The sequence below is a fragment of the Flavobacterium sp. AJR genome (assembly GCF_002156885.1).
Taxonomy (GTDB): domain Bacteria; phylum Bacteroidota; class Bacteroidia; order Flavobacteriales; family Flavobacteriaceae; genus Flavobacterium.
In genome coordinates, this window is record NZ_NCWQ01000051.1 from 1 (window position 1) to 20,667 (window position 20,667).

General features: G+C 32.5%; 20 protein-coding genes. 12 read left to right on the forward strand and 8 right to left on the reverse strand.

What is annotated here, in order from left to right:
• Nucleotides 1-3 precede the first annotated feature (3 nt).
• Both B8T70_RS14110 and mazG read left to right on the forward strand, forming a co-directional pair.
• Entirely contained in the window at nucleotides 4-486 is a 483-nt protein-coding gene (locus B8T70_RS14110; RefSeq protein ID WP_039118789.1) for a DUF5606 domain-containing protein, read from the forward strand.
• A 100-nt stretch (nucleotides 487-586) separates the two neighbouring features.
• On the forward strand, nucleotides 587-1,357 hold the full coding sequence (mazG, locus tag B8T70_RS14115; protein ID WP_086895254.1) for a nucleoside triphosphate pyrophosphohydrolase: 771 nt from the start codon (nucleotides 587-589) through the stop codon (nucleotides 1,355-1,357).
• Here mazG and B8T70_RS14120 read toward each other — a convergent pair whose 3' ends face one another.
• Entirely contained in the window at nucleotides 1,358-2,038 is a 681-nt protein-coding gene (locus B8T70_RS14120; RefSeq protein ID WP_039115097.1) for a Crp/Fnr family transcriptional regulator, read from the reverse strand.
• 204 nt (nucleotides 2,039-2,242) lie between these two features.
• Between B8T70_RS14120 and B8T70_RS14125 the strand changes: the two genes are divergently transcribed.
• From B8T70_RS14125 to B8T70_RS14160, 8 genes are all read left to right on the forward strand, one after another.
• On the forward strand, nucleotides 2,243-4,624 hold the full coding sequence (locus B8T70_RS14125) for a heavy metal translocating P-type ATPase metal-binding domain-containing protein (protein WP_086895255.1): 2,382 nt from the start codon (nucleotides 2,243-2,245) through the stop codon (nucleotides 4,622-4,624).
• Nucleotides 4,625-4,742: 118 nt separating this feature from the next.
• Nucleotides 4,743-4,934: a cbb3-type cytochrome oxidase assembly protein CcoS gene (gene ccoS, locus B8T70_RS14130; protein ID WP_039115094.1), complete on the forward strand. Its 192-nt coding sequence runs from the start codon at nucleotides 4,743-4,745 to the stop codon at nucleotides 4,932-4,934.
• Nucleotides 4,935-4,937: 3 nt separating this feature from the next.
• Nucleotides 4,938-7,124, forward strand: coding sequence for a cytochrome-c oxidase, cbb3-type subunit I (ccoN, locus tag B8T70_RS14135; RefSeq protein ID WP_086895256.1), 2,187 nt, complete (start codon nucleotides 4,938-4,940; stop codon nucleotides 7,122-7,124).
• Nucleotides 7,125-7,131: 7 nt separating this feature from the next.
• Nucleotides 7,132-7,302, forward strand: coding sequence for a cbb3-type cytochrome c oxidase subunit 3 (locus B8T70_RS14140; RefSeq protein WP_082001838.1), 171 nt, complete (start codon nucleotides 7,132-7,134; stop codon nucleotides 7,300-7,302).
• 27 nt (nucleotides 7,303-7,329) lie between these two features.
• Nucleotides 7,330-8,271, forward strand: coding sequence for a cbb3-type cytochrome c oxidase N-terminal domain-containing protein (locus B8T70_RS14145; protein WP_086895257.1), 942 nt, complete (start codon nucleotides 7,330-7,332; stop codon nucleotides 8,269-8,271).
• A 4-nt stretch (nucleotides 8,272-8,275) separates the two neighbouring features.
• Nucleotides 8,276-9,694: a cytochrome c oxidase accessory protein CcoG gene (gene ccoG, locus B8T70_RS14150; protein ID WP_086895258.1), complete on the forward strand. Its 1,419-nt coding sequence runs from the start codon at nucleotides 8,276-8,278 to the stop codon at nucleotides 9,692-9,694.
• A 12-nt stretch (nucleotides 9,695-9,706) separates the two neighbouring features.
• The gene (locus B8T70_RS14155; RefSeq protein WP_039118782.1) at nucleotides 9,707-10,156 is read left to right on the forward strand and encodes a FixH family protein; all 450 of its coding nucleotides are present in this window, start codon (nucleotides 9,707-9,709) and stop codon (nucleotides 10,154-10,156) included.
• Between the two features lie 36 nt (nucleotides 10,157-10,192).
• The gene (locus B8T70_RS14160; RefSeq protein ID WP_086895259.1) at nucleotides 10,193-10,894 is read left to right on the forward strand and encodes a sulfite exporter TauE/SafE family protein; all 702 of its coding nucleotides are present in this window, start codon (nucleotides 10,193-10,195) and stop codon (nucleotides 10,892-10,894) included.
• Nucleotides 10,895-10,910: 16 nt separating this feature from the next.
• Here B8T70_RS14160 and hemN read toward each other — a convergent pair whose 3' ends face one another.
• The 6 genes from hemN to lpxD all read right to left on the reverse strand — a co-directional run bounded on the left by hemN (nucleotide 10,911) and on the right by lpxD (nucleotide 16,763).
• Complete coding sequence (gene hemN / locus B8T70_RS14165) at nucleotides 10,911-12,275, reverse strand: oxygen-independent coproporphyrinogen III oxidase (RefSeq protein ID WP_086895260.1); 1,365 nt, start codon at nucleotides 12,273-12,275, stop codon at nucleotides 10,911-10,913.
• A gap of 118 nt (nucleotides 12,276-12,393) precedes the next feature.
• The gene (locus B8T70_RS14170) at nucleotides 12,394-12,867 is read right to left on the reverse strand and encodes a hypothetical protein (RefSeq protein ID WP_086895261.1); all 474 of its coding nucleotides are present in this window, start codon (nucleotides 12,865-12,867) and stop codon (nucleotides 12,394-12,396) included.
• Between the two features lie 115 nt (nucleotides 12,868-12,982).
• Nucleotides 12,983-13,336 (reverse strand): hypothetical protein, encoded by a 354-nt coding sequence (locus tag B8T70_RS14175; RefSeq protein WP_039115077.1) that lies wholly within the window; start codon nucleotides 13,334-13,336, stop codon nucleotides 12,983-12,985.
• 89 nt (nucleotides 13,337-13,425) lie between these two features.
• Entirely contained in the window at nucleotides 13,426-13,848 is a 423-nt protein-coding gene (locus B8T70_RS14180) for a DoxX family protein (RefSeq protein ID WP_035621274.1), read from the reverse strand.
• A 116-nt stretch (nucleotides 13,849-13,964) separates the two neighbouring features.
• On the reverse strand, nucleotides 13,965-15,593 hold the full coding sequence (locus B8T70_RS14185; RefSeq protein WP_039115071.1) for an acyl-CoA carboxylase subunit beta: 1,629 nt from the start codon (nucleotides 15,591-15,593) through the stop codon (nucleotides 13,965-13,967).
• A 171-nt stretch (nucleotides 15,594-15,764) separates the two neighbouring features.
• The gene (lpxD, locus tag B8T70_RS14190; RefSeq protein WP_039115069.1) at nucleotides 15,765-16,763 is read right to left on the reverse strand and encodes a UDP-3-O-(3-hydroxymyristoyl)glucosamine N-acyltransferase; all 999 of its coding nucleotides are present in this window, start codon (nucleotides 16,761-16,763) and stop codon (nucleotides 15,765-15,767) included.
• 332 nt (nucleotides 16,764-17,095) lie between these two features.
• Between lpxD and B8T70_RS14195 the strand changes: the two genes are divergently transcribed.
• Nucleotides 17,096-18,004 (forward strand): phospholipase A, encoded by a 909-nt coding sequence (locus B8T70_RS14195; protein WP_086895262.1) that lies wholly within the window; start codon nucleotides 17,096-17,098, stop codon nucleotides 18,002-18,004.
• Between the two features lie 50 nt (nucleotides 18,005-18,054).
• On the opposite strand, the gene prfB is transcribed toward B8T70_RS14195, so the two are convergent.
• A protein-coding gene (prfB, locus tag B8T70_RS14200) for a peptide chain release factor 2 (RefSeq protein ID WP_123912112.1) occupies nucleotides 18,055-19,156 on the reverse strand; the annotation gives its coding sequence in 2 pieces (ribosomal slippage) (nucleotides 18,055-19,092 and nucleotides 19,094-19,156; 1,101 coding nt in all).
• Between the two features lie 440 nt (nucleotides 19,157-19,596).
• On the opposite strand from prfB, the gene B8T70_RS14205 reads away from it, so the two are divergent.
• On the forward strand, nucleotides 19,597-20,616 hold the full coding sequence (locus tag B8T70_RS14205; RefSeq protein ID WP_039115063.1) for a low specificity L-threonine aldolase: 1,020 nt from the start codon (nucleotides 19,597-19,599) through the stop codon (nucleotides 20,614-20,616).
• Nucleotides 20,617-20,667: the final 51 nt, after the last annotated feature.

Here is a 20,667-nt window from a genome sequence, read left to right on the forward strand (position 1 = left end):
AACATGAATTTAGAAAAAATATTAGCTATTTCTGGGAAACCAGGTTTATACGCATTAAAAGTACAAACGCGTACAGGATTTGTAGCTGAATCATTAATTGATGGAAAAAAAATCACTGTTAGCTTAAAGAGTAATGTAAGTTTATTGTCAGAAATTTCAATTTATACTTACGAAGGAGAAAAACCTTTGTCTGAAGTAATGCAATTAATTGCAGTAAAAGAAAACAAAGGACCAGCTATTTCTCATAAAGAAGATAATGCTACTTTAGGAGCTTATTTTAAAGAAATTTTACCTCAATATGACGAAGAGAGAGTTTATCCTTCGGATATTAAAAAAGTATTGAACTGGTATAACATGCTTCAGGCAAAAGGATTAGTTACAGATTTAGCACCTGCACCTGCAGCAGCTAAAGAAGAAACTCCAGTTCTTGAGGAAACAAAAAAAGCACCAGCAAAAAAAGCTAAAGCAGCTGCTGAAAAAAAATAGTTTCAATTAATTGAACGATATTTAATCCTGTTGAGATGATTTCTTGACAGGATTTTTTACTTTTACATGAATTCGTTACCAACTTAAAATTACTTCAAAAATGAGTAAAGAACTGCAATTACAAGCCTTCGAGAGATTATTAAATATAATGGATGATTTGCGTGAAAAATGTCCTTGGGACATGAAGCAGACTATACAGAGTTTACGCCATCTTACTATTGAAGAAACATATGAATTAGGTGATGCAATTCTGGATAATGATCTGAATGAAGTAAAAAAAGAATTAGGTGATTTATTGTTGCATATTGTTTTTTATGCCAAAATAGGCAGCGAAACAAATGATTTTGATATGGCAGATGTGTGTAATGAAATTTGCGAAAAGCTTATTCATCGTCATCCTCATATTTATAGCGATACAGTTGTAAAAGATGAAGAAGAAGTAAAACAAAATTGGGAAAAACTGAAGCTAAAAGAAGGTAAAAAATCTGTTTTAGAAGGTGTTCCAAGGAGTTTACCAGCATTAGTTAAAGCAAGCAGAATACAAGATAAAGTAAAAGGAGTAGGCTTTGATTGGGAAGAACCACACCAAGTTTGGGATAAAGTACAGGAAGAATTACAGGAGCTTCAAGTAGAAGTAGAGGCTGGAAATCAAGATAAAATTGAAGCTGAGTTTGGAGATGTATTATTCTCGATGATTAATTATGCGCGATTTTTAAATGTAAATCCCGAAGATGCACTAGAACGCACCAATAAAAAATTTATAAAACGTTTTCAATACCTTGAAAGCAAAGCAGGAGAATTAGGAAAGCCATTAATGGACATGACTTTGGCAGAAATGGATGTTTTTTGGAACGAAGCAAAGAAGCTTTAGTTATTCGGCCATTTTCTTTAAGGCACTAATGTTTTTAAGGACAATTTTCTTTCCAACTAATTCAATGACTTTAAGTTTATTAAAGTCAGATAATAGTCTGATGCAGCTTTCTGTAGCAGTACCAATCATACTCGCTAGTTCATCTCTGGAAAGTTGAATTTGTAACGTGTTGTCTTTGTTCTCGCCAAATGTGTCATGTAAGTATAATAACGTTTCGGCTAAACGAGATTTAACGGTTTTTTGAGCTAATGATACTGTATGATTATCTGATTCTTTTAAATCATCACAAATTGTTTTCATCACATTCATAGAAAACTGATTGTTTTGATTAAAGAAATTGATGATTTCTGTTTTAGGAATAAAACATACTTCCATGTCATCTAAGGCTTTAGCGCTTAAATTAGCAGGTTCATTACTAATCATAGAGCGTTGTCCTAAAAGTTCTCCAGATTTTACAAGCTTTACAATTTGATCTTTACCATTGGCACTTAGCTTAGAAAGTTTACCTACACCATCTTTTACACAGAAAACTCCATTGGTAACTTCGCCTTCTTCAAAAATAGAATCACCTTTCTTAATAGTATAAGTAGTTTTACTATTAGCTAATTTTATAACTTCATCTTTGTTTAAAGCTTTTAACGAAGTAAGTTGTCTTACGATACATTGGTCACATTTATTCATAGCAAAGTTATTTGTTTGCAAAATTAGGTATAATTATGATTTTTTTATCTTATTTTTTATAATAATAACAGAAATATGATTTCTATAAGTTTATTCCCAATTTATTTTATTAAATTTAAAAATGTAATTTAGAGGCTATGATAATTGTCATGTTTTTTAACTAGGCTGTTTGTGACCTTTGCAAAAGCATAAAATGGTTAAATTATGAGTGTACAAAATTGTTTTCATTGCGGTTTGATTATTCCAAAAAATGAAGTAATTGTTTTTGATGAAAAAGAATTTTGTTGCAGCGGATGTAAGACAGTTTATGAGATTTTTAGTCTTAATGACCTAACTTGTTATTATGATTTCGAAAAATCTCCAGGAGCAACACCACAAGATATTCAGGGCAAATATGATTTTCTGGATAATGAAAGTATTCAGGTAAAGTTATTAGAATTCCAAGAGGATACAACAGCTATTGTCTCGCTAAATATTCCACATATTCATTGTAGTTCTTGTATTTGGATTTTAGAAAATTTAAATCGTCTAAAACCAGGAATTAGTGCTTCTCAGGTTAATTTTCCTGAAAAGAAAGTTAGAATTACTTATAATCCAGAAAAAATTAGCCTTAAAGATATTGCTTATACCTTAAGTTCAATAGGATATGAGCCATATATAAGTTTAGAAAACTATGAAGCTGGAAAAAATAATGTAGACAGAAGTTTGACATATAAATTAGGTGTCGCTTTTTTCTGTTTTGGGAACATTATGTTACTTTCTTTCCCAGAGTATTTTGAAGTAAAAGAGTTTTGGCTAGATAATTATAAACCCTTCTTTCGTTGGTTGATATTAATTCTGGCAATGCCAAGCTTTTTATATTCGGCAAGTGGCTATTATGTTTCGGCTTATAAAAGTATCAAAAGTAAAATGCTGAATATCGATATTCCTATCGCTTTAGGAATTATTGTTATGTTTATTCGAAGCACTTTTGATATCATCATGGATTATGGAGGAGGTTTTTTTGATAGCTTAACAGGATTGATTTTCTTTATGTTGTTAGGGAAAATGTTTCAGATTAAAACCTATAGTTTTTTAAGCTTCGAAAGAGATTTTAAGTCTTATTTTCCTATTGCAGTAACCCGAATAAATCCTAATACTAAAGAAGAAAGTATTCCTATTTATGATATTGATAAAGGGGATCGATTATTAATTAGAAATCAAGAATTAATTCCTGTAGATGGAATCTTGATAAGTGACAAAGCTGAAATTGATTATAGTTTTGTAACTGGTGAAGCTGTTCCTATTACCAAAAAATCAGGAGATAAGGTTTTTGCAGGAGGGAAACAAATAGGTAAAGTAATAGAGATGGAAGTATTGCATACTGTTTCTCAGAGTTACTTGACACAATTGTGGGGAAATGATATTTTCCAGAAAGATGTCCAGCAAAAACACAAGACGATAACCGATACTATAAGTCGTTATTTTACTCCAATTTTATTATTAATTGCTTTTGCAGGTTTTGGTTATTGGATATTTATAGACGCTAATACAGCTTTTAATGTTTTTACGGCGGTACTTATTGTAGCATGTCCATGTGCACTGGCATTGACGGCACCATTTACATTTGGTAATATCTTAAGGATTTTAGGAAAACAGAAATTTTACTTAAAAAATGCTTTAGTTATCGAACAGCTTGCCAAAGTCGATACATTGGTTTTTGATAAAACTGGAACTATTACAACTAATAAAAAATCGAATATTACATACGAAGGAGAAAAACTTTCTGATGTAAACCTTGTAATGCTTAAAAATGTACTTCGAGCTTCAAACCACCCTTTGAGCCGAATGTTATATGAGTTTCTGCCTGAATCAAGCCGAATAAAATTGGATGATTTTAAAGAAATAACAGGAAAAGGAATCTTGGCGGAAATCGAAAATCATCAATTTCAGATTGGATCATTTTCTTTTGTTGCAAATCAAGAAGAAAACTCAATTCAGCAAACATCACTTCATGTTAAAATTGATGGAGTCTATTATGGTAAATATATTTTTAATAACCAATATCGAGAAGGGTTAGGGGATTTGTTTAAAGAACTAAGTCTTAATTATAAAATCAAAGTATTATCGGGTGATAATGATGGAGAGCAAGAAACTTTAGAAAGTCTTTTGCCTAAAGGGACTGAGCTTGTTTTTAATCAAAAACCGGAACAAAAGCTAAACTTTATTAAAGAACTGCAAGACCAAGGTCATAATGTAATGATGGTTGGTGATGGATTAAACGATGCGGGAGCATTAGCACAAAGTAATGTAGGGATATCTATATCAGAGAATGTAAATGTTTTTTCACCTGCTTGTGATGCAATTCTGGACGCAACCGAATTCCAGCGTTTAAATTATTTTTTAAAACTCTCCAAAAACGCTATTAAAATCATTAAGATGAGTTTTGTTTTGTCACTACTTTATAATGTTGTAGGACTTTCTTTTGCTATTACAGGTAACTTATTGCCTCTGGTGGCGGCTATTATAATGCCCTTGAGTACTATTACAATAGTGAGTTTTGTAACATTAGCATCTAACTATTTCAGCAAGAGTAGTTTAAAATGATTATAAATAATTCAAAGGTTATTTTTTTATAAATTTAACATAACTAGCTAAGGTATGATAAATGTCATATTTTAAAAGAATGTATAAAAGTAATTTTGTTTAACAAATTTCTTAAGTTATGAGCGTAATTTACTTATTAATCTCAGTTAGTATCATCATTGCCATTGGTTTTTTTATAGCATTCGTAATAGCTGTAAAATCAGGACAGTATGATGATGATTACACTCCTTCCGTTCGAATGCTTTTTGATGATGAAATCAAAAAAACTCCCAATAATAAAATAAAAACAACCACAGAAAAACAAATCTAGATTATGGAAATGCAACAATTTTATTACGACAACAAAATTGTAAAGAAATTCATTTATGCTACCATTCTTTTTGGTGTAGTAGGGATGCTGGTCGGTCTTACATTGGCCGTTATGTACCTCTTTCCTAATATTACCGACGGAATCTCATGGTTAAGCTATGGACGATTAAGACCTTTACACACCAACGCAGTTATTTTTGCCTTTGTAGGGAACGCGTTTTTTGCAGGAATGTATTATTCTTTGCAGCGACTCTTAAAAGCCAGAATGTTTAGTGACTTTTTAAGTAATGTACATTTTTGGGGATGGCAATTAATTATTGTAGCGGCAGCAATTTCATTGCCTTTAGGTTATACATCATCTAAAGAATATGCCGAATTAGAGTGGCCAATAGATATTGCTATTACTTTAATTTGGGTTGTAATGGGTATCAACATGATTGGTACAATTTTACGTCGTAGAGAGCGCCATTTATATGTTGCAATTTGGTTCTATCTAGCCACATTTGTTACTGTTGCAGTATTACATATTTTTAATAATATAGAGATACCAGTTTCTGCAATGAAAAGTTATTCTGTTTACGCAGGAGTTCAGGATGCTTTGGTACAGTGGTGGTATGGTCATAATGCAGTTGCATTCTTCTTAACAACTCCGTTCTTAGGTTTAATGTATTACTTTGTGCCTAAAATAGCTAACCGTCCAGTGTATTCTTATAGACTATCGATTATACATTTCTGGTCATTAATTTTTATATACATCTGGGCTGGTCCTCACCACTTATTATATTCAGCGTTACCAAACTGGGCGCAAAATTTAGGAGTTGCTTTCTCTATTATGTTGCTTGCTCCATCTTGGGGAGGTATGATAAACGGACTTTTAACGCTTAGAGGTGCATGGGACAAAGTTCGTGAAGAACCAGTTTTAAAATTCTTTGTTGTTGCAATTACAGGTTATGGTATGGCAACTTTTGAAGGACCAATGCTTTCTTTTAAAAACGTAAATGCTATCGCGCATTATACAGACTGGATTATTGCTCACGTACACGTTGGAGCATTAGCATGGAATGGATTTATGACTTTTGGTATGATTTATTGGTTGATACCAAGAATGACAAAAAGTACTTTATTTTCTAAAAAATTAGCCAACTTCCATTTTTGGATTGGTACGTTAGGAATTATATTATATACATTACCGATGTACGTTGCTGGTTTTCAACAAGCGTCGATGTGGAAACAATTTAATCCTGATGGAACTTTAACTTACGGAAACTTCCTGGAAACAGTTACAGCGATTATGCCATTATATTGGATGAGAGCTATTGGAGGTACATTATACCTTATAGGGATGTTTGTATTGGTTTATAACATAATTCAAACAATACGAGTAGGAAACCCAATTGAAGATGAATTGGCAGAAGCGCCAGCATTAGAAAGAATTAGCAGTAGTAGAGTTCGTGGAGAAAAATTCCACTCATGGTTAGAAAGAAAACCAATCCAGTTAACAATTTTGGCTACAATTGCTATTTTAATTGGAGGAATTATTCAAATCGTACCTACGATTATGGTAAAATCTAATATTCCTACGATTACAAGTGTAAAACCATATTCACCGTTAGAATTAGAAGGTCGTGATATATACATTCGTGAAGGATGTGTTGGGTGTCACTCACAATCAGTACGTCCGTTCAGAAGTGAAGTAGAACGTTATGGACCACAATCTAAAGCGGGAGAATTTGTATACGATCATCCATTCTTGTGGGGATCTAAACGTACAGGACCAGATTTATTAAGAGTCGGAGGAAAATATAATGATAACTGGCACTTTAATCACTTCTGGAATCCACAAAGTATATCAGCAGGTTCAATCATGCCAGGATACAAATGGTTATTTGATAATAAGCCAATGGATATTTCATTGACACAGAAGAAAATGGAAGTAATGGTTCAACTAGGAGTTCCATATTCTGCTGAAGAAGTAGCAAATGCTCAAAAATTATTAAGAGCACAAGCTTTAAAAATCGAAAAGAATTTAGAAAACGATCCAGACTATGTTGCTAGTTATGCAGATAGTAAGAAAAAAGCTGAAGCAAAAGGAGAGAAATTCATTCCGATGAATGAAAGAGAAATCGTAGCGCTTATTGCTTACATGCAAAGATTAGGAACAGATATCAAAGTAAAAGAGACTTCAAAATAGAGAAATTATGTTTGAACAAGTAAAACACAACTTAGAAACTATTGCGGGCGTACAGATCTTCCCAATACTTTCCTTACTAATATTTTTTATCTTTTTTGTTTGCCTGGGAATTTGGGTGTTTTCATACAAGAAAGAAAAGATCGAAGAAATGAGTCATATACCATTAGACGAAAATTAAATTGTAGAATTAAAAATAATATATAAAATGAAAAAATTAATTCCAGTATATGTACGATTACCACTAATTTTCTTCATCGTTTTTGGTGCAATGGAATATTTTATAGACTCAGGCGATAGGCCGGCATTTATAAAATACCCAATGGTTTCTGTCTTCTTGTTTGTATTTCTTTTCCTTTTAATAGCAATAGAAATTACTGTAAGTGCAATAGATAGCATAACATATAGTTTGCTAACAGATGAGCAAAAGGCTAAGCTTGAAATTGATAGTAATTTGAGTTTAAAAGAAAGAGCCTGGTATAAAAATTTGATGCAAAAACTAACAAAAACAGAGCCGATGGAAACGGAAGGAACTTTGTTATTGAATCACGATTATGATGGTATCAAAGAGTTAGATAATAACTTACCACCATGGTGGATTTATTTATTCTACATTACTATTGTTTTTGCCGTAGTTTATATGGCTCGTTACGAGTTGTTTGGTGCAGATAACCAAGAAATGGAGTTGCAAAAGGAAATGGCTCAAGCCAAGATAGATGTTGATGAGTATCTTAAAACTGCTCCGGATTTAATGGATGAGAAAACGGTTACCTTGCTAACAGATGCTGCTGATATTGCTGCAGGAAAAGAAATATTCACAACCAATTGTGCTGCTTGTCACAGAGCTGATGGAGGAGGGCAAATTGGACCAAACTTAACCGATGATCATTGGATTTTAGGGGGAGGAATAAAAGAAATTTTCCATACAGTAACTAATGGAGGACGTGACGGAAAAGGGATGATAGCATGGAAAGGAACGTTAAAACCAAAAGAGATACAAAAAGTATCGAGTTATATCTTATCCTTAAAAGGTAGTAATCCTAAAGATCCAAAAGAACCAGAAGGAGATATTTGGATAGATAAAGATGCACCAAAAACAGACGCAGCAGTAGTTGCAACACAAACAGACACTACACAAGTTAAAAAATAATACAATGTCAAATTTGCCAGACGAAGCTTTTAGAGATACCATTGGAACGATTGATGAAGGAGGTAACCGAAAATTTATTTTTCCTAAAAAACCGTCTGGTAAGTTTTACGAATACAGGAAATGGGTTAGTTATGTTTTACTAGCTATTTTAGTTGCAAATCCATTTATAAAAGTAAATGGAAATCAATTTATGATGTTCAATATATTAGAACGTCGTTTTAATATATTTGGATTCCCTTTTTGGCCTCAGGATTTTTACCTTTTTGTAATTTCGATGCTGGTAGGTATCGTTTTTATATTATTGTTCACGGTTGTATTCGGTCGTATTTTCTGCGGATGGATTTGCCCACAAACTATTTTTCTAGAACTCGTTTTCCGTCGAATCGAATATTGGATTGATGGAGATAGAGGAGCTCAAACCCGATTAGCAAAACAAGAATGGAATGGAGAGAAAATTAGAAAGCGCTTAACAAAATGGTTCATCTTTTTTGTGATTTCTTTTTTAATAGCCAATGTTTTCTTAGCTTATTTGGTAGGAAGTGATCAATTATTTTTAATGATTGAGGAAGGGCCAATAAAACAGTCCAGTAACTTTATTGCATTATTGATATTTACAGCAGTTTTCTATTTTGTATTTGTATGGTTTCGTGAGCAAGTATGTATTATAGCTTGTCCATACGGAAGATTACAAGGTGTACTTTTGGATAATAAATCCATTAATGTCGCTTATGATTTTGTACGAGGAGAAAAAGAATTAGGTAGAGCTAAATATAATAAGCAAGAAGATAGAGCGGCAACAGGAAAAGGAGATTGTATCGACTGTAAGCAATGTGTGCATGTTTGCCCAATGGGAATCGATATAAGAAACGGAACTCAACTAGAATGTACTAATTGTACTGCTTGTATTGATGAGTGTGATACTATAATGGAAAATGTTGGTTTACCAAAAGGACTTATTCGATATGCATCTGAAGATGAAATAGAGAAAAAAGAACCTTTTAAGTTTACTGCAAGAATGAAAGGTTATACGGCCGTATTGATTATCTTGCTTGGAATTTTTGTTGGAATGCTATTTTTAAGAAATGATGTTCAAGCTATAGTTTTACGTTTACCAGGACAACTTTTTCAACATAAAGGAGATAAGATAAGTAATATTTATACGTACAAAATAGTCAATAAAACAATGAATGATTTTACAGACATTCATTTTGGTTTAATTGATCAAAAGGGAACTATAAAAAACGTTGGAAATCAAAAATTTAAAGTTCCAAAACAAGGAATATCACAAGGAACTCTCTTTATAGAAATTGATAAAGCACTTTTAGAGGGCGACAAAACCAAGGTTCAAATAGGAGTTTATAATGGAGATAAGTTAATCGAAACAACATCAACAAACTTTTTAGGACCGCGAAGTTTTAATTAAAAAAACAATATTATGAAAATTAACTGGGGAACAGCAATTGTAATTGCATTCGGATTGTTTATGACTTTCATTTTATACTTTGTTTTTAAAGTACAATCAGATAGTAAATATGACAATGATTTGGTTGTAGAAGAGTATTATAAGCATGATTCACATTTTGGAGAAGAAATGGAGCGTATTCAAAATGCGCATGATTTAAAACAAAAACCAACAATTATTACGATGAAAGATGGAGTAAAAATTGTTTTTCCAAATACTTTTGAAAGTAAAAATATTAAAGGGGAAGTATTAATGTACCGCCCATCAAATAAAAAACTAGATTTTAATACAGCAATAGCCTTAACAAATTCTGAATTATTGATTCCTCAAAAGAAATTGATAAAAGGACGTTGGGATGTTAATATGGAATGGCAATATAATGGTAAACAGTATTTAACCAAAGAAGTTGTTTATATTAACTAAAAAGGTTTTTGCATAATTATCTAAATATAGAAAACAATGCTCTATTCTGCTTTTATATTCGGTTTAATTAGTAGTTTTCATTGTATTGGTATGTGTGGTCCTATTGCCATGATGTTACCAGTAGATAAGCATAATCAAGTAAAAAAAGCACTACAGGTTACAGTTTACCACTTAGGAAGATTAACTGCATATGGAACGATAGGATTGGTTTTTGGATTATTAGGAAAAGGTTTTTTCCTGGCAGGAATCCAGCAAAAACTATCTATTCTTATCGGTGTGATTATGATAATAGTGGTTTTAACACCCGAAAACATATTTGCAAGATATAATTTTTCAAAACCTGTTTACAGACTTATCTCAAGAATAAAGTCGAACCTAGGAAAACATTTTAGAAACAAAAGTTACAAATCTCTTTTTATTATAGGAATGCTCAATGGTTTTTTACCATGCGGAATGGTATATGTAGCTTTATTTGGTGCGATTGCAATGCAAAGTGCCGAGTTTGGTGTTCTATATATGGCTTTGTTTGGACTAGGAACAGTTCCTTTAATGACCAGTGTAGTATATTTTAATTCCTTTTTAACGCAATCTACTCGAAATAAATTCCAAAAAGTAATTCCTTATGTTGCTATTTTTATTGGAGTATTGTTTATTTTGAGAGGATTAGGATTAGGGATTCCATATCTTTCTCCATCTAATATGAGCTTATTTATACAAGAAACTCCTAATTGTCATTAGGAGTTTTTTTTTTTTATTAAATAGTCATTGAGAATAAACTTGTTTCAGGAGCTTTTCTTTTTAAGTGTAAATCAAAAGCCATACAGATATTGCGTACAAAAGGTTTACCAGCTTCAGTAACCTTTATTGTTTCATTTGTAATAGTAAGTAATCCATCATTCTCCATTTCTTTTAACTGAATTAGAATTTTAGGTATTTCTTTAAAGTAATTACTTTCTTCGCTCCATGTTGTTTCAAAATTGCACATTAAGTTTAAGATGTGTTTTCTAATAATAAGGTCCTCTTCGGTCAGTATATGGCCTTTTACAACAGGAAGTTTGTCCCATTCTAATAATTGATAGTAGTCTTCTATGCTTTTTACATTTTGAGCAAAACTATACCAGCTATCGCTTATAGATGAAACTCCCAAGCCAATCATTAATTGCGTTTTAGACGCACTATATCCCATAAAATTACGATGTAATTTACCGTCTTTAAAAGCAGTATATAAATGGTCAGATTTTAGAGCAAAATGATCCATACCAATTTCATGATATTCGTTTTTATATAATAATTGTTTTCCAATCTCATATAATTTTCTTTTTTCGGCATCTTTAGGAACGTTTTCATCACTAAATCCTCTTTGTCCGTTACCTTTAATCCAAGGAACATGGGCATAGCTATAAAAAGCAAGACGGTCTGGTTGTAATGAATTTGTTTTTTCTATTGTGTCAATTATGTCTTCAACTTTCTGAAAAGGTAAACCAAAAATTAAATCATGACTTATAGAGGTATAACCAATTTCTTTAGCCCAAAAAGTTACTTTGGCAACATTATGAAAAGACTGCTCGCGATGAATTGCTTTTTGTACTTTTTGAGAATAGTCCTGAACACCATAGCTAACTCTTCGGAAACCTAAATTATAAAGCTTTTGTAAATGCTCATAAGTTGTATTGTTAGGATGACCTTCAAAGCTAAATTCGTGTTCTTTGGCTTTATCAGCATAAGAAAAAATACCGTTTATTAAATCTTCAAGATTCTTAGGGGAGAAGAAAGTAGGTGTTCCGCCCCCCAGATGAATCTCTTTTATTATTGGTCTTTCGTTAAGAAGTTTGCAGTATATACTCCATTCTTTAATTACTGCTTCTATATATGGATTCTCTACATCATGGTTTTTTGTAATTCGCTTATTGCAACCACAAAAAGTACACATGCTTTCGCAAAAAGGCAAATGAATATATAGACTAATTCCGTCTTTTTGATTGCTTTCGGCAAATGATCTCTGTAGAGATTCAATCCAAAGTTGATAAGTAAAATCATTTTCATTCCAATATGGAACCGTTGGATAGCTAGTGTATCTTGGTCCTGGAACATTATATTTTTGTATCAACGAATTTTTCATAGCACATTATTTAAGCGAAATCAAAATTAATTAGAATACAAAGAGATTAAAATGATAATTATCATAATGTAATCCAAAAAAAAGAGGCTCATGAAGAACCTCTTTAGCGAATTAAGAACTAACTAGAAATACAATCTTGGATGATTTGCACCCATTTTTTACCTAATTGTTGATCCTCATGTAAGCAAACTTGCCTTATTTGATCGTCTTCAATGCTGTAAAATGGAATTACAATTTTTTGTCCTGATATCTTGTCTTGAAACTCAAAATCAACTTTTACGATAGTATCGTCTACTTCGGTAGTAGGAACTAATCGACAAGATTTTACATGATTTAAATCTATAAATGAAGCTTCTTCTTTTCCTTTATTAAAGTTCATTACTAAAAAGCCTTTATTTTTTTTATCTATAGTTAAAATTCTTTTGTTTTGTGATTCTGTTAAATCAAAATCAAAAGCTCCATTTAGGCTATGCTTTTCTTTTATTGCTTTGATTTTTGCTTTGTTTAACGAATTAGAACGTAAAGAAAAATAAAGAGGTAATAGTGTGATTATGGCAAGTGCGATGCCTATTATAGTTACAGATGTATCCATTATTGTTTGTATTTAAGATTTAATTATATAACATGAAATAATAAACCGAATGCAGATTGCAAACCGGTTTTAGTAGAAGAAACTAATCTTCTATAGCTAGAATCATGTGATTAAATCACCAGAAATAATGGAAAGGGTAGAGCAATATTGAAATCTTTTTGCTCTGATTTAAAGTTTGATTTGCAAAATTGGATATACTTCTTTGAATTTTGCAATCTGGGATTACAATTAAAAAAGTATCAAACCATTTGTTAAGAGTAGGACTCGGATAGTTTGTTTTTACATCGGCTACAACATGAAATCCTGCTTGAGGTTGTATAAAAGCTGAAGTATGGATGCTATCGTGAGTGAAGTTTGAATCTGTTTTTTGAGGCTGAATTACGTCAATAGCAACTTTGTCTGCATTATAAGCAGATAAAAAGAGCATTAAAAGCCCAACAAATACGATGGTCTTACGAATCCAATTCATGCTGCAAACTTAATTCATAAAAGGCAATTTATATACCCTTTTAAGAAAAAAAACGCATAACATAAGACAAATGTTGTTGTTTTAATGTGTTATTGTTGCATTTTAAAATAATAATCGGCAGAATGTTTTCCACTGCCGTAAAAAAAGAAAAATAAACAAACTATAAAGACACAAATTGCTAATAGTAAATTTTGAGAATGCATTTCGCCCATAAAATTTACTAAAATTGCTCCTAATAAGATTGGTAATTGTGCACCAATTGCCCATCGGGTAAGCAATCCAAAAACAATCATGATACCTCCAATCATGTGTGCTGGTGCTATGTAATGTAAAAGGAACATTCCGCCACCAAATTTATCAATTGGAGATATTAAATCATGTAAGTATTGGATATTTGTTACGAAGAAAACACCTTTCATAAATAAAAATACACCCAAAGCAATACGTAATAAATCTACAGGTAAATAAGTGTGCGCATTTGCCCATTTATTTAAATTTTTTACATTTTCCATGATATTATGTTATTTAAAATAATAGTACTAAGTTACTAATTTTTAACGACATAGTTATTTCTTGGACTGCAAAATTGATTTGGGTAATTTTATCTTTTCTAAGAATTTAGATGTGTTTATACCTGAATAACGCCTAGATTAAATGGTTTTAAAATAGGAGCGTGGTTTGCGGCTTCAATCCCCATAGAAATCCATGTTCGGGTATCTAAAGGGTCGATAATAGCATCTGTCCATAATCGGGAAGCTGCATAATATGGAGAAACTTGTTCATCGTAACGCGCTTTTATTTTTGCAAATAATTCAGCTTCTTTGGCTTCGTCTACAATTTCTCCTTTTGATTTTAAAGAAGAAGCTTCGATTTGTGCTAATACTTTTGCTGCTTGAGTTCCGCCCATTACTGCCAGTTCGGCACTTGGCCATGCAAATATTAGTCTTGGATCGTAGGCTTTACCACACATAGCATAGTTTCCTGCACCATATGAATTACCGACAATAACGGTAAATTTTGGTACTACCGAATTACTTACGGCATTTACCATTTTGGCACCATCTTTTATAATTCCTCCATGTTCAGATTTAGATCCTACCATGAAACCAGTAACATCTTGTACAAAAACTAGTGGAATTTTTTTCTGATTACAATTAGCAATAAAACGAGTTGCTTTATCTGCGCTATCTGAGTAAATAACTCCACCAAATTGCATTTCGCCCTTGGCAGTTTTTACTACTTTTCTTTGATTGGCTACAATTCCTACTGCCCAACCATCTATTCGGGCATAACCAGTAATTAATGATTGACCATAACCTTCTTTATAGGCTTCAAATTCCGAATTATCAACCATACGCTTGATGATTTCCATCATATCATATTGCTCATTTCTGGCTTTTGGCAGAATACCATAAATTTCTTTTGGATCTAAAGCTGGTTTTTCGGCTTTAATGCGGTTGTAACCTGCTTTATCATAATCACCAATTTTATCTACAATGTTTTTTATTTTATCTAATGCGTCTTTATCATCTTTGGCTTTATAATCGGTAACACCCGAAATTTCGCAATGTGTTGTTGCACCTCCTAAAGTTTCGTTGTCTATAGTTTCTCCAATAGCTGCTTTTACCAAATAACTTCCTGCAAGAAATATGCTTCCAGTTTTATCTACAATCAATGCTTCATCGCTCATGATTGGTAAATAAGCTCCGCCAGCTACACAACTACCCATTACAGCAGCGATTTGAGTTATACCCATGCTACTCATTATGGCATTGTTCCTGAAAATACGTCCGAAATGCTCTTTGTCTGGAAAGATTTCATCTTGCAACGGCAAATAAACTCCAGCACTATCTACAAGATATATAATAGGTAATCTGTTTTCCATTGCTATTTCTTGTGCGCGTAGATTTTTTTTGGCAGTAATAGGAAACCAGGCACCAGCTTTTACAGTAGCATCATTGGCAACAACTACACATTGTTTTCCTCGTACATAACCTATTTTTACAACAACACCGCCAGAAGGGCAACCACCGTGTTCTGCATACATTCCTTCTCCAACAAAACCTCCGATTTCTATATTTTTTGAATTTTCATCAAGTAAATAATTAATTCGCTCTCTTGCTGTCATTTTACCTTCGGCATGAAGTTTTTCGATGCGTTTTTCGCCACCACCTAATTTTACTTTGGCAAATTTTTGTTTTAGTTCAGAAAGTAAGAGTTTATTGTGATCTTCGTTTTTATTGAAGTTTAAATCCATAATAATATAGTTTTTTAACAAAATAGTGTGTGCTAATTTACGAAATCGATCGAAATAAACAGTATAATTAATTTGTTTTAAAAAATGTAACTGTAAAGTGTTCAGAAACAGTTATAAACAAAAAAAAACAGAAGCGAACTTCTGTTTTTCTTATATATGAGGAATATTGTTTTATTTTTTAGAATCGCAAACTAATCGTTTTAAGATTGCCCATTGTTTTAAAGCATCACGAGCTTCTACAGCAGGATATCCTAACATGGTTTTGCCAGCAGGGATATCTCCGGTAACTCCAGATCCAGCACCAACAATTGCACCATCTCCAATAGTTGTATGGTCTTTTATCGAGGCACTACCACCAATGATAACTCCGTTTCCTAGTGTTACAGATCCGGCTAAACCACTATTTCCAGCCATGATACAAAACTTACCTAGTTTACTATTATGACCAATTTGAACTAAATTATCAATTTTACAGCCATCTCCAAGAACTGTAGAACTAAATTTTCCACGGTCAACACATGAATTTGCTCCAATCTCAACTCCGTTTCCTATAATTACATTTCCGATTTGCGGAATTTTAACTAATCCTTTTTCGCTACATGGACGAAATCCGAAACCGTCGGCTCCAATAGTTGCATTAGGATGTATGATACAGTCATTACCAATATGACAACGCTCACGAATTACTGTTCCTGACCAAATAATAGTATTTTTTCCGATAGTAGATTCATCAAGAATAGTCACATTTGGGTAAATAGTTACATTGTCTGCTAGTTTTACTTTTGGGCCTATATAGCATCCTGCACCAATACGAACGCCTTCGCCAATAATTGCAGACTCATCTACAACTGCTCTAACATGGATGTTATTATGGAATATAGGTGTAGGTGGGGCAAAAAGAGCTAAGATTTGTGACATTGCCAAATCTGCATTCTTTACTTTTATAAATGCACGGTTTTCTCCTGGTTCTATCGAAATATCTTCATTAACAACAGCTACACTTGCTTTGGAGTCTTGCCAGTGTTTTTCGTATTTTTTATTTCCAATGAACGAAATTTCGGTATTGGTGGCTTTGTCTAATTGTTCAGTTGCGGTAATGTTCTGTGAAGTATTACCATAAATAACACCATTAATTACTTCATTCAGCTCTTGGATAGAATAGGATTTCATTTATTGTTATATAGTTTTAGGGGGTTAGCGGTATTTTTTGCCAAATAAAATCAATTAGTATTTAATTACCTAATTATATTTTGATGTATTTTAATAAAAAGATATAATAACAATTCTATTATTATAAAAACGTTATTAAATCTATTAAATTGTTAACAGTTTTTTGATTTGCTAACTTTAATGGTTCTTTTTTGGTTTATCTAGCGATTAGTACTGATATATGGGAAATGGTAGATAAATAAGAGCACAAATAATATAAGATTTTAATGTAAAAATATAAGAGTAACGGCTTTTTAAGCAGTATTTTTATGATAAAATTTAACCAAACATTCATGAAATTATTTTCTATTAAAAACATACTTTTTTTCCTGTTATTTAATTCCTTATTTGCTTATTCTCAGGTTAAAGACTTATTTAGTAAGCCTAATAAACTTCATACAATATCCGAGAGATGGGAGTTAACTCCTGAGTCATCTAACGGAACATTTTTGATAACACCATATAAGTCTATTTATATTTTGCCTGCTAATTGGTATAGTTCGCCAAATGAGCAACCATACTCAGGAAATGGTAAGCCCGAATATGTTGCACCACCAGGAACGAACTATAATAATATTGAAACTAAATTTCAGCTTAGTTTTAAAACAAAAATATTTCACAATCTGCTTTTTGGAAAAGGCGATTTATGGGTTGGATATACGCAAGCATCGCAATGGCAGATTTATAACGAGAGTTTGTCAAGGCCATTTAGAGAAATTAATTATGAGCCTGAAGTTATTTTTAATTACCCACTTAACTTTAATATTTTAGGGTTTAATATGCGAATGGCTGGTGTTGCATTTAATCATGAATCTAATGGTAAAGGTTTGCCTTTTTCCAGAAGTTGGAACAGGATTATATTTCATTTAGGGTTTGACCGTGATAATTGGAGTGTTTATGTGAGGCCTTGGCTAAGGCTTCGTTCGGAAAAAGATGATAACCCGGATATTGCTCAATATATAGGTCGTGGAGATATAAATATTATTTATACTAACAATAAGAGCATTTTTACTTTTACAGGAAGTAATAATTTAAATTTTGATAGAAATAGGGGGAATGCCGCATTCTCGTGGTCATATCCAATTGCAGGAAATTTAAAAGGATTTCTTTTGGTTTCGCATGGATACGGAGAAACTTTAATTGATTATAATAATTTGCAAACTACAGTAGGCGTTGGTGTTTCTTTAGTTGGGCCACTATAGTAAAAGAAAAACCCAGCAAAAAAAATGCTGGGTTAACTATTTGTTTGAGATTAAGATTCTTCTTCTTTTTGTCCCATCATCATTAAGAATGCTTTAAGGAAAGGGTCGATTTCACCATTCATTACGCCATCGACATCGCTGGTTTCATAACCTGTACGAACGTCTTTGACTAATTTATACGGTTGCATCACATAGTTTCTAATTTGTGATCCCCATTCTATCTTCATTTTTCCAGCTTCGATATCGGCACGTTGTGCTTGCTGTTTCTTTAATTCGATTTCGTATAACTGAGATCGTAACATTTGCATGGCACGTTGTCTGTTGTCTTGTTGAGATCTTGTTTCAGAACATTGAATTTGAATTCCTGTTGGTTTGTGGACCAATTGTACTTTGGTTTCAACCTTATTTACGTTTTGCCCTCCTGCGCCACTAGAACGAGAAGTTGTAATTTCAATATCGGCAGGATTAATATCAATTTCGATACTATCATCGACAAGCGGATAAACATAAACGGATGCAAATGAGGTATGACGCTTAGCATTACTATCAAAAGGGGAAATTCGAACTAAACGATGTACGCCGTTTTCTCCTTTTAAATAACCAAAAGAATAATCTCCTTCAAACTCTAGAGTAACGGTTTTGATACCTGCAACCTCACCAGCCTGAAAGTTAAGTTCTTTTATTTTGTAGCCATAACTTTCGCCCCACATCATATACATACGCATAAGCATTCCTGCCCAATCGCAACTTTCGGTTCCTCCGGCGCCAGCAGTAATTTGTACTACGGCACTTAAGCTATCACCTTCGTCTGAAAGCATGTTTTTAAACTCGATATTTTCGATATGTAATTGCGCAACTTTATAATGCTCATCTAATTCTTCAGCCGAAAGTCCTCCTTCTCTGTAAAAATCATAGGCAATTTGCAACTCATCAGTAAGTTCGATGGCTTTGTTATAATCTTCGATCCATTTTTTCTTGTTTCTTAGATTTTTTACAATAACCTCGGCTTCTTTTGCATTGTTCCAGAAATCAGGTGCAAAAGTCTTTTCTTCTTCGTTGGCGATTTCAATTAATTTGGCATCAACGTCAAAGATACCTCCTCAACGCACCAAGGCGCTCCACAATACCTTTTATTTGTTCGGTAGTTGTCATAAATTAATAGTAGTTTTATATTTTATAAATAGTACGCTAATTCGGTTTTATGTTACTTATAGATTAGATTTTACAGAAAAGTGTTTTTAAAAAAAAACTATTAGTAAATACGTAATTATGCTGGACAAAAATAAGATATAGTTTTTAGAATATGGAAATAAATTTCATTGGAGAAAAAAGAATACTAAAAGTTTATATTATAGCGTAATAGCACAAATAATAATGGAAAATATAACTTACGTGAATATGTTTTTTAAAATTAGTTAGCCGATTTTAAAATTTATTTAAAACTATTAATGTGTGTTTATATGTTTTTTATAAATAATACGTTAATTTGGTTCTGATGTTATTTACAAGTTAAATTTTACTAAAACTTGCTTAAAATAACTATTAGTAATACGTAATTTTGTTGTGTAAAATTAAGATACAGTTTTTAGAATATGGAAATAAATTTAATTAGCGATACCATTACCAAACCTAGTATTGAAATGTTGCAATACATGTTCAATGCTAAAGTAGGAGATGATGTTTACAAGCAAGACCCGACGGTTATTGAACTTGAAGCTGGAGTAGCAGAAATGTTCGGTATGGAAGCAGGGTTATTTTTTCCATCTGGAACCATGGCAAATCAAACCGCAATAAAATTACATACACAACCAGGAGAGCAATTAATTGCCGATAAATATGCACACGTTTTTCATTATGAAGGAGGAGGAGCTTCGTTTAATAGCGGTGTTTCTTGTTGTTTATTAGATGGACATCGTGGTATGATTACTGCCGAGCAGGTTGCAGCAGCAATTAATGACCCTGAGTTTTATCATAGTCCATTAACAAGTTTAGTATGTGTAGAGAATACTACTAATAAAGGTGGAGGGGCATGTTATGAACTTGAAGATTTAAGGAAGATAAAACAAGTTTGTGATGCTAATAATTTGAAATTCCACTTAGATGGAGCCAGAATTTGGAATGCTTTAGTTGCAAAAAGACAAGATCCGAAAGAATTTGGAAAAATATTCGATACCATTTCGGTTTGTTTCTCAAAAGGATTGGGTGCTCCAATTGGTTCTATGTTATTAGGAACTAAAGCCGATATAAAAAGAGCATTAAGAATCCGAAAAATGTTGGGAGGAGGAATGCGTCAGGTTGGTTATTTGGCGGCAGCTGCAATTTTTTCCTTAGAAAATAACTTAGAAAGATTAGCAGAAGATCATAGAAGAGCCAAAGAAATCGAAGCGGTTTTGCTAACAAAACATTGGGTTGCTTCAGTAGAACCTGTAGAGACGAATATTTTAATTTTCTCATTGCAGCCGAACTTCAGTGATCAGCTTTTGATAGAAAAATTAAAACAAAAAAATATTTCGATAAGTTCAATGGGTAACGGAAAACTTAGGATTGTAACACATCTTGATTATAGACAAGTAATGCATACATATGTTTTAGAAACGCTTCAGAAGTTTTAGAAAAAAAAGGTTTAAGAAAGGTACAGAGAAACAAAGGCTCAGAGGTTCAAA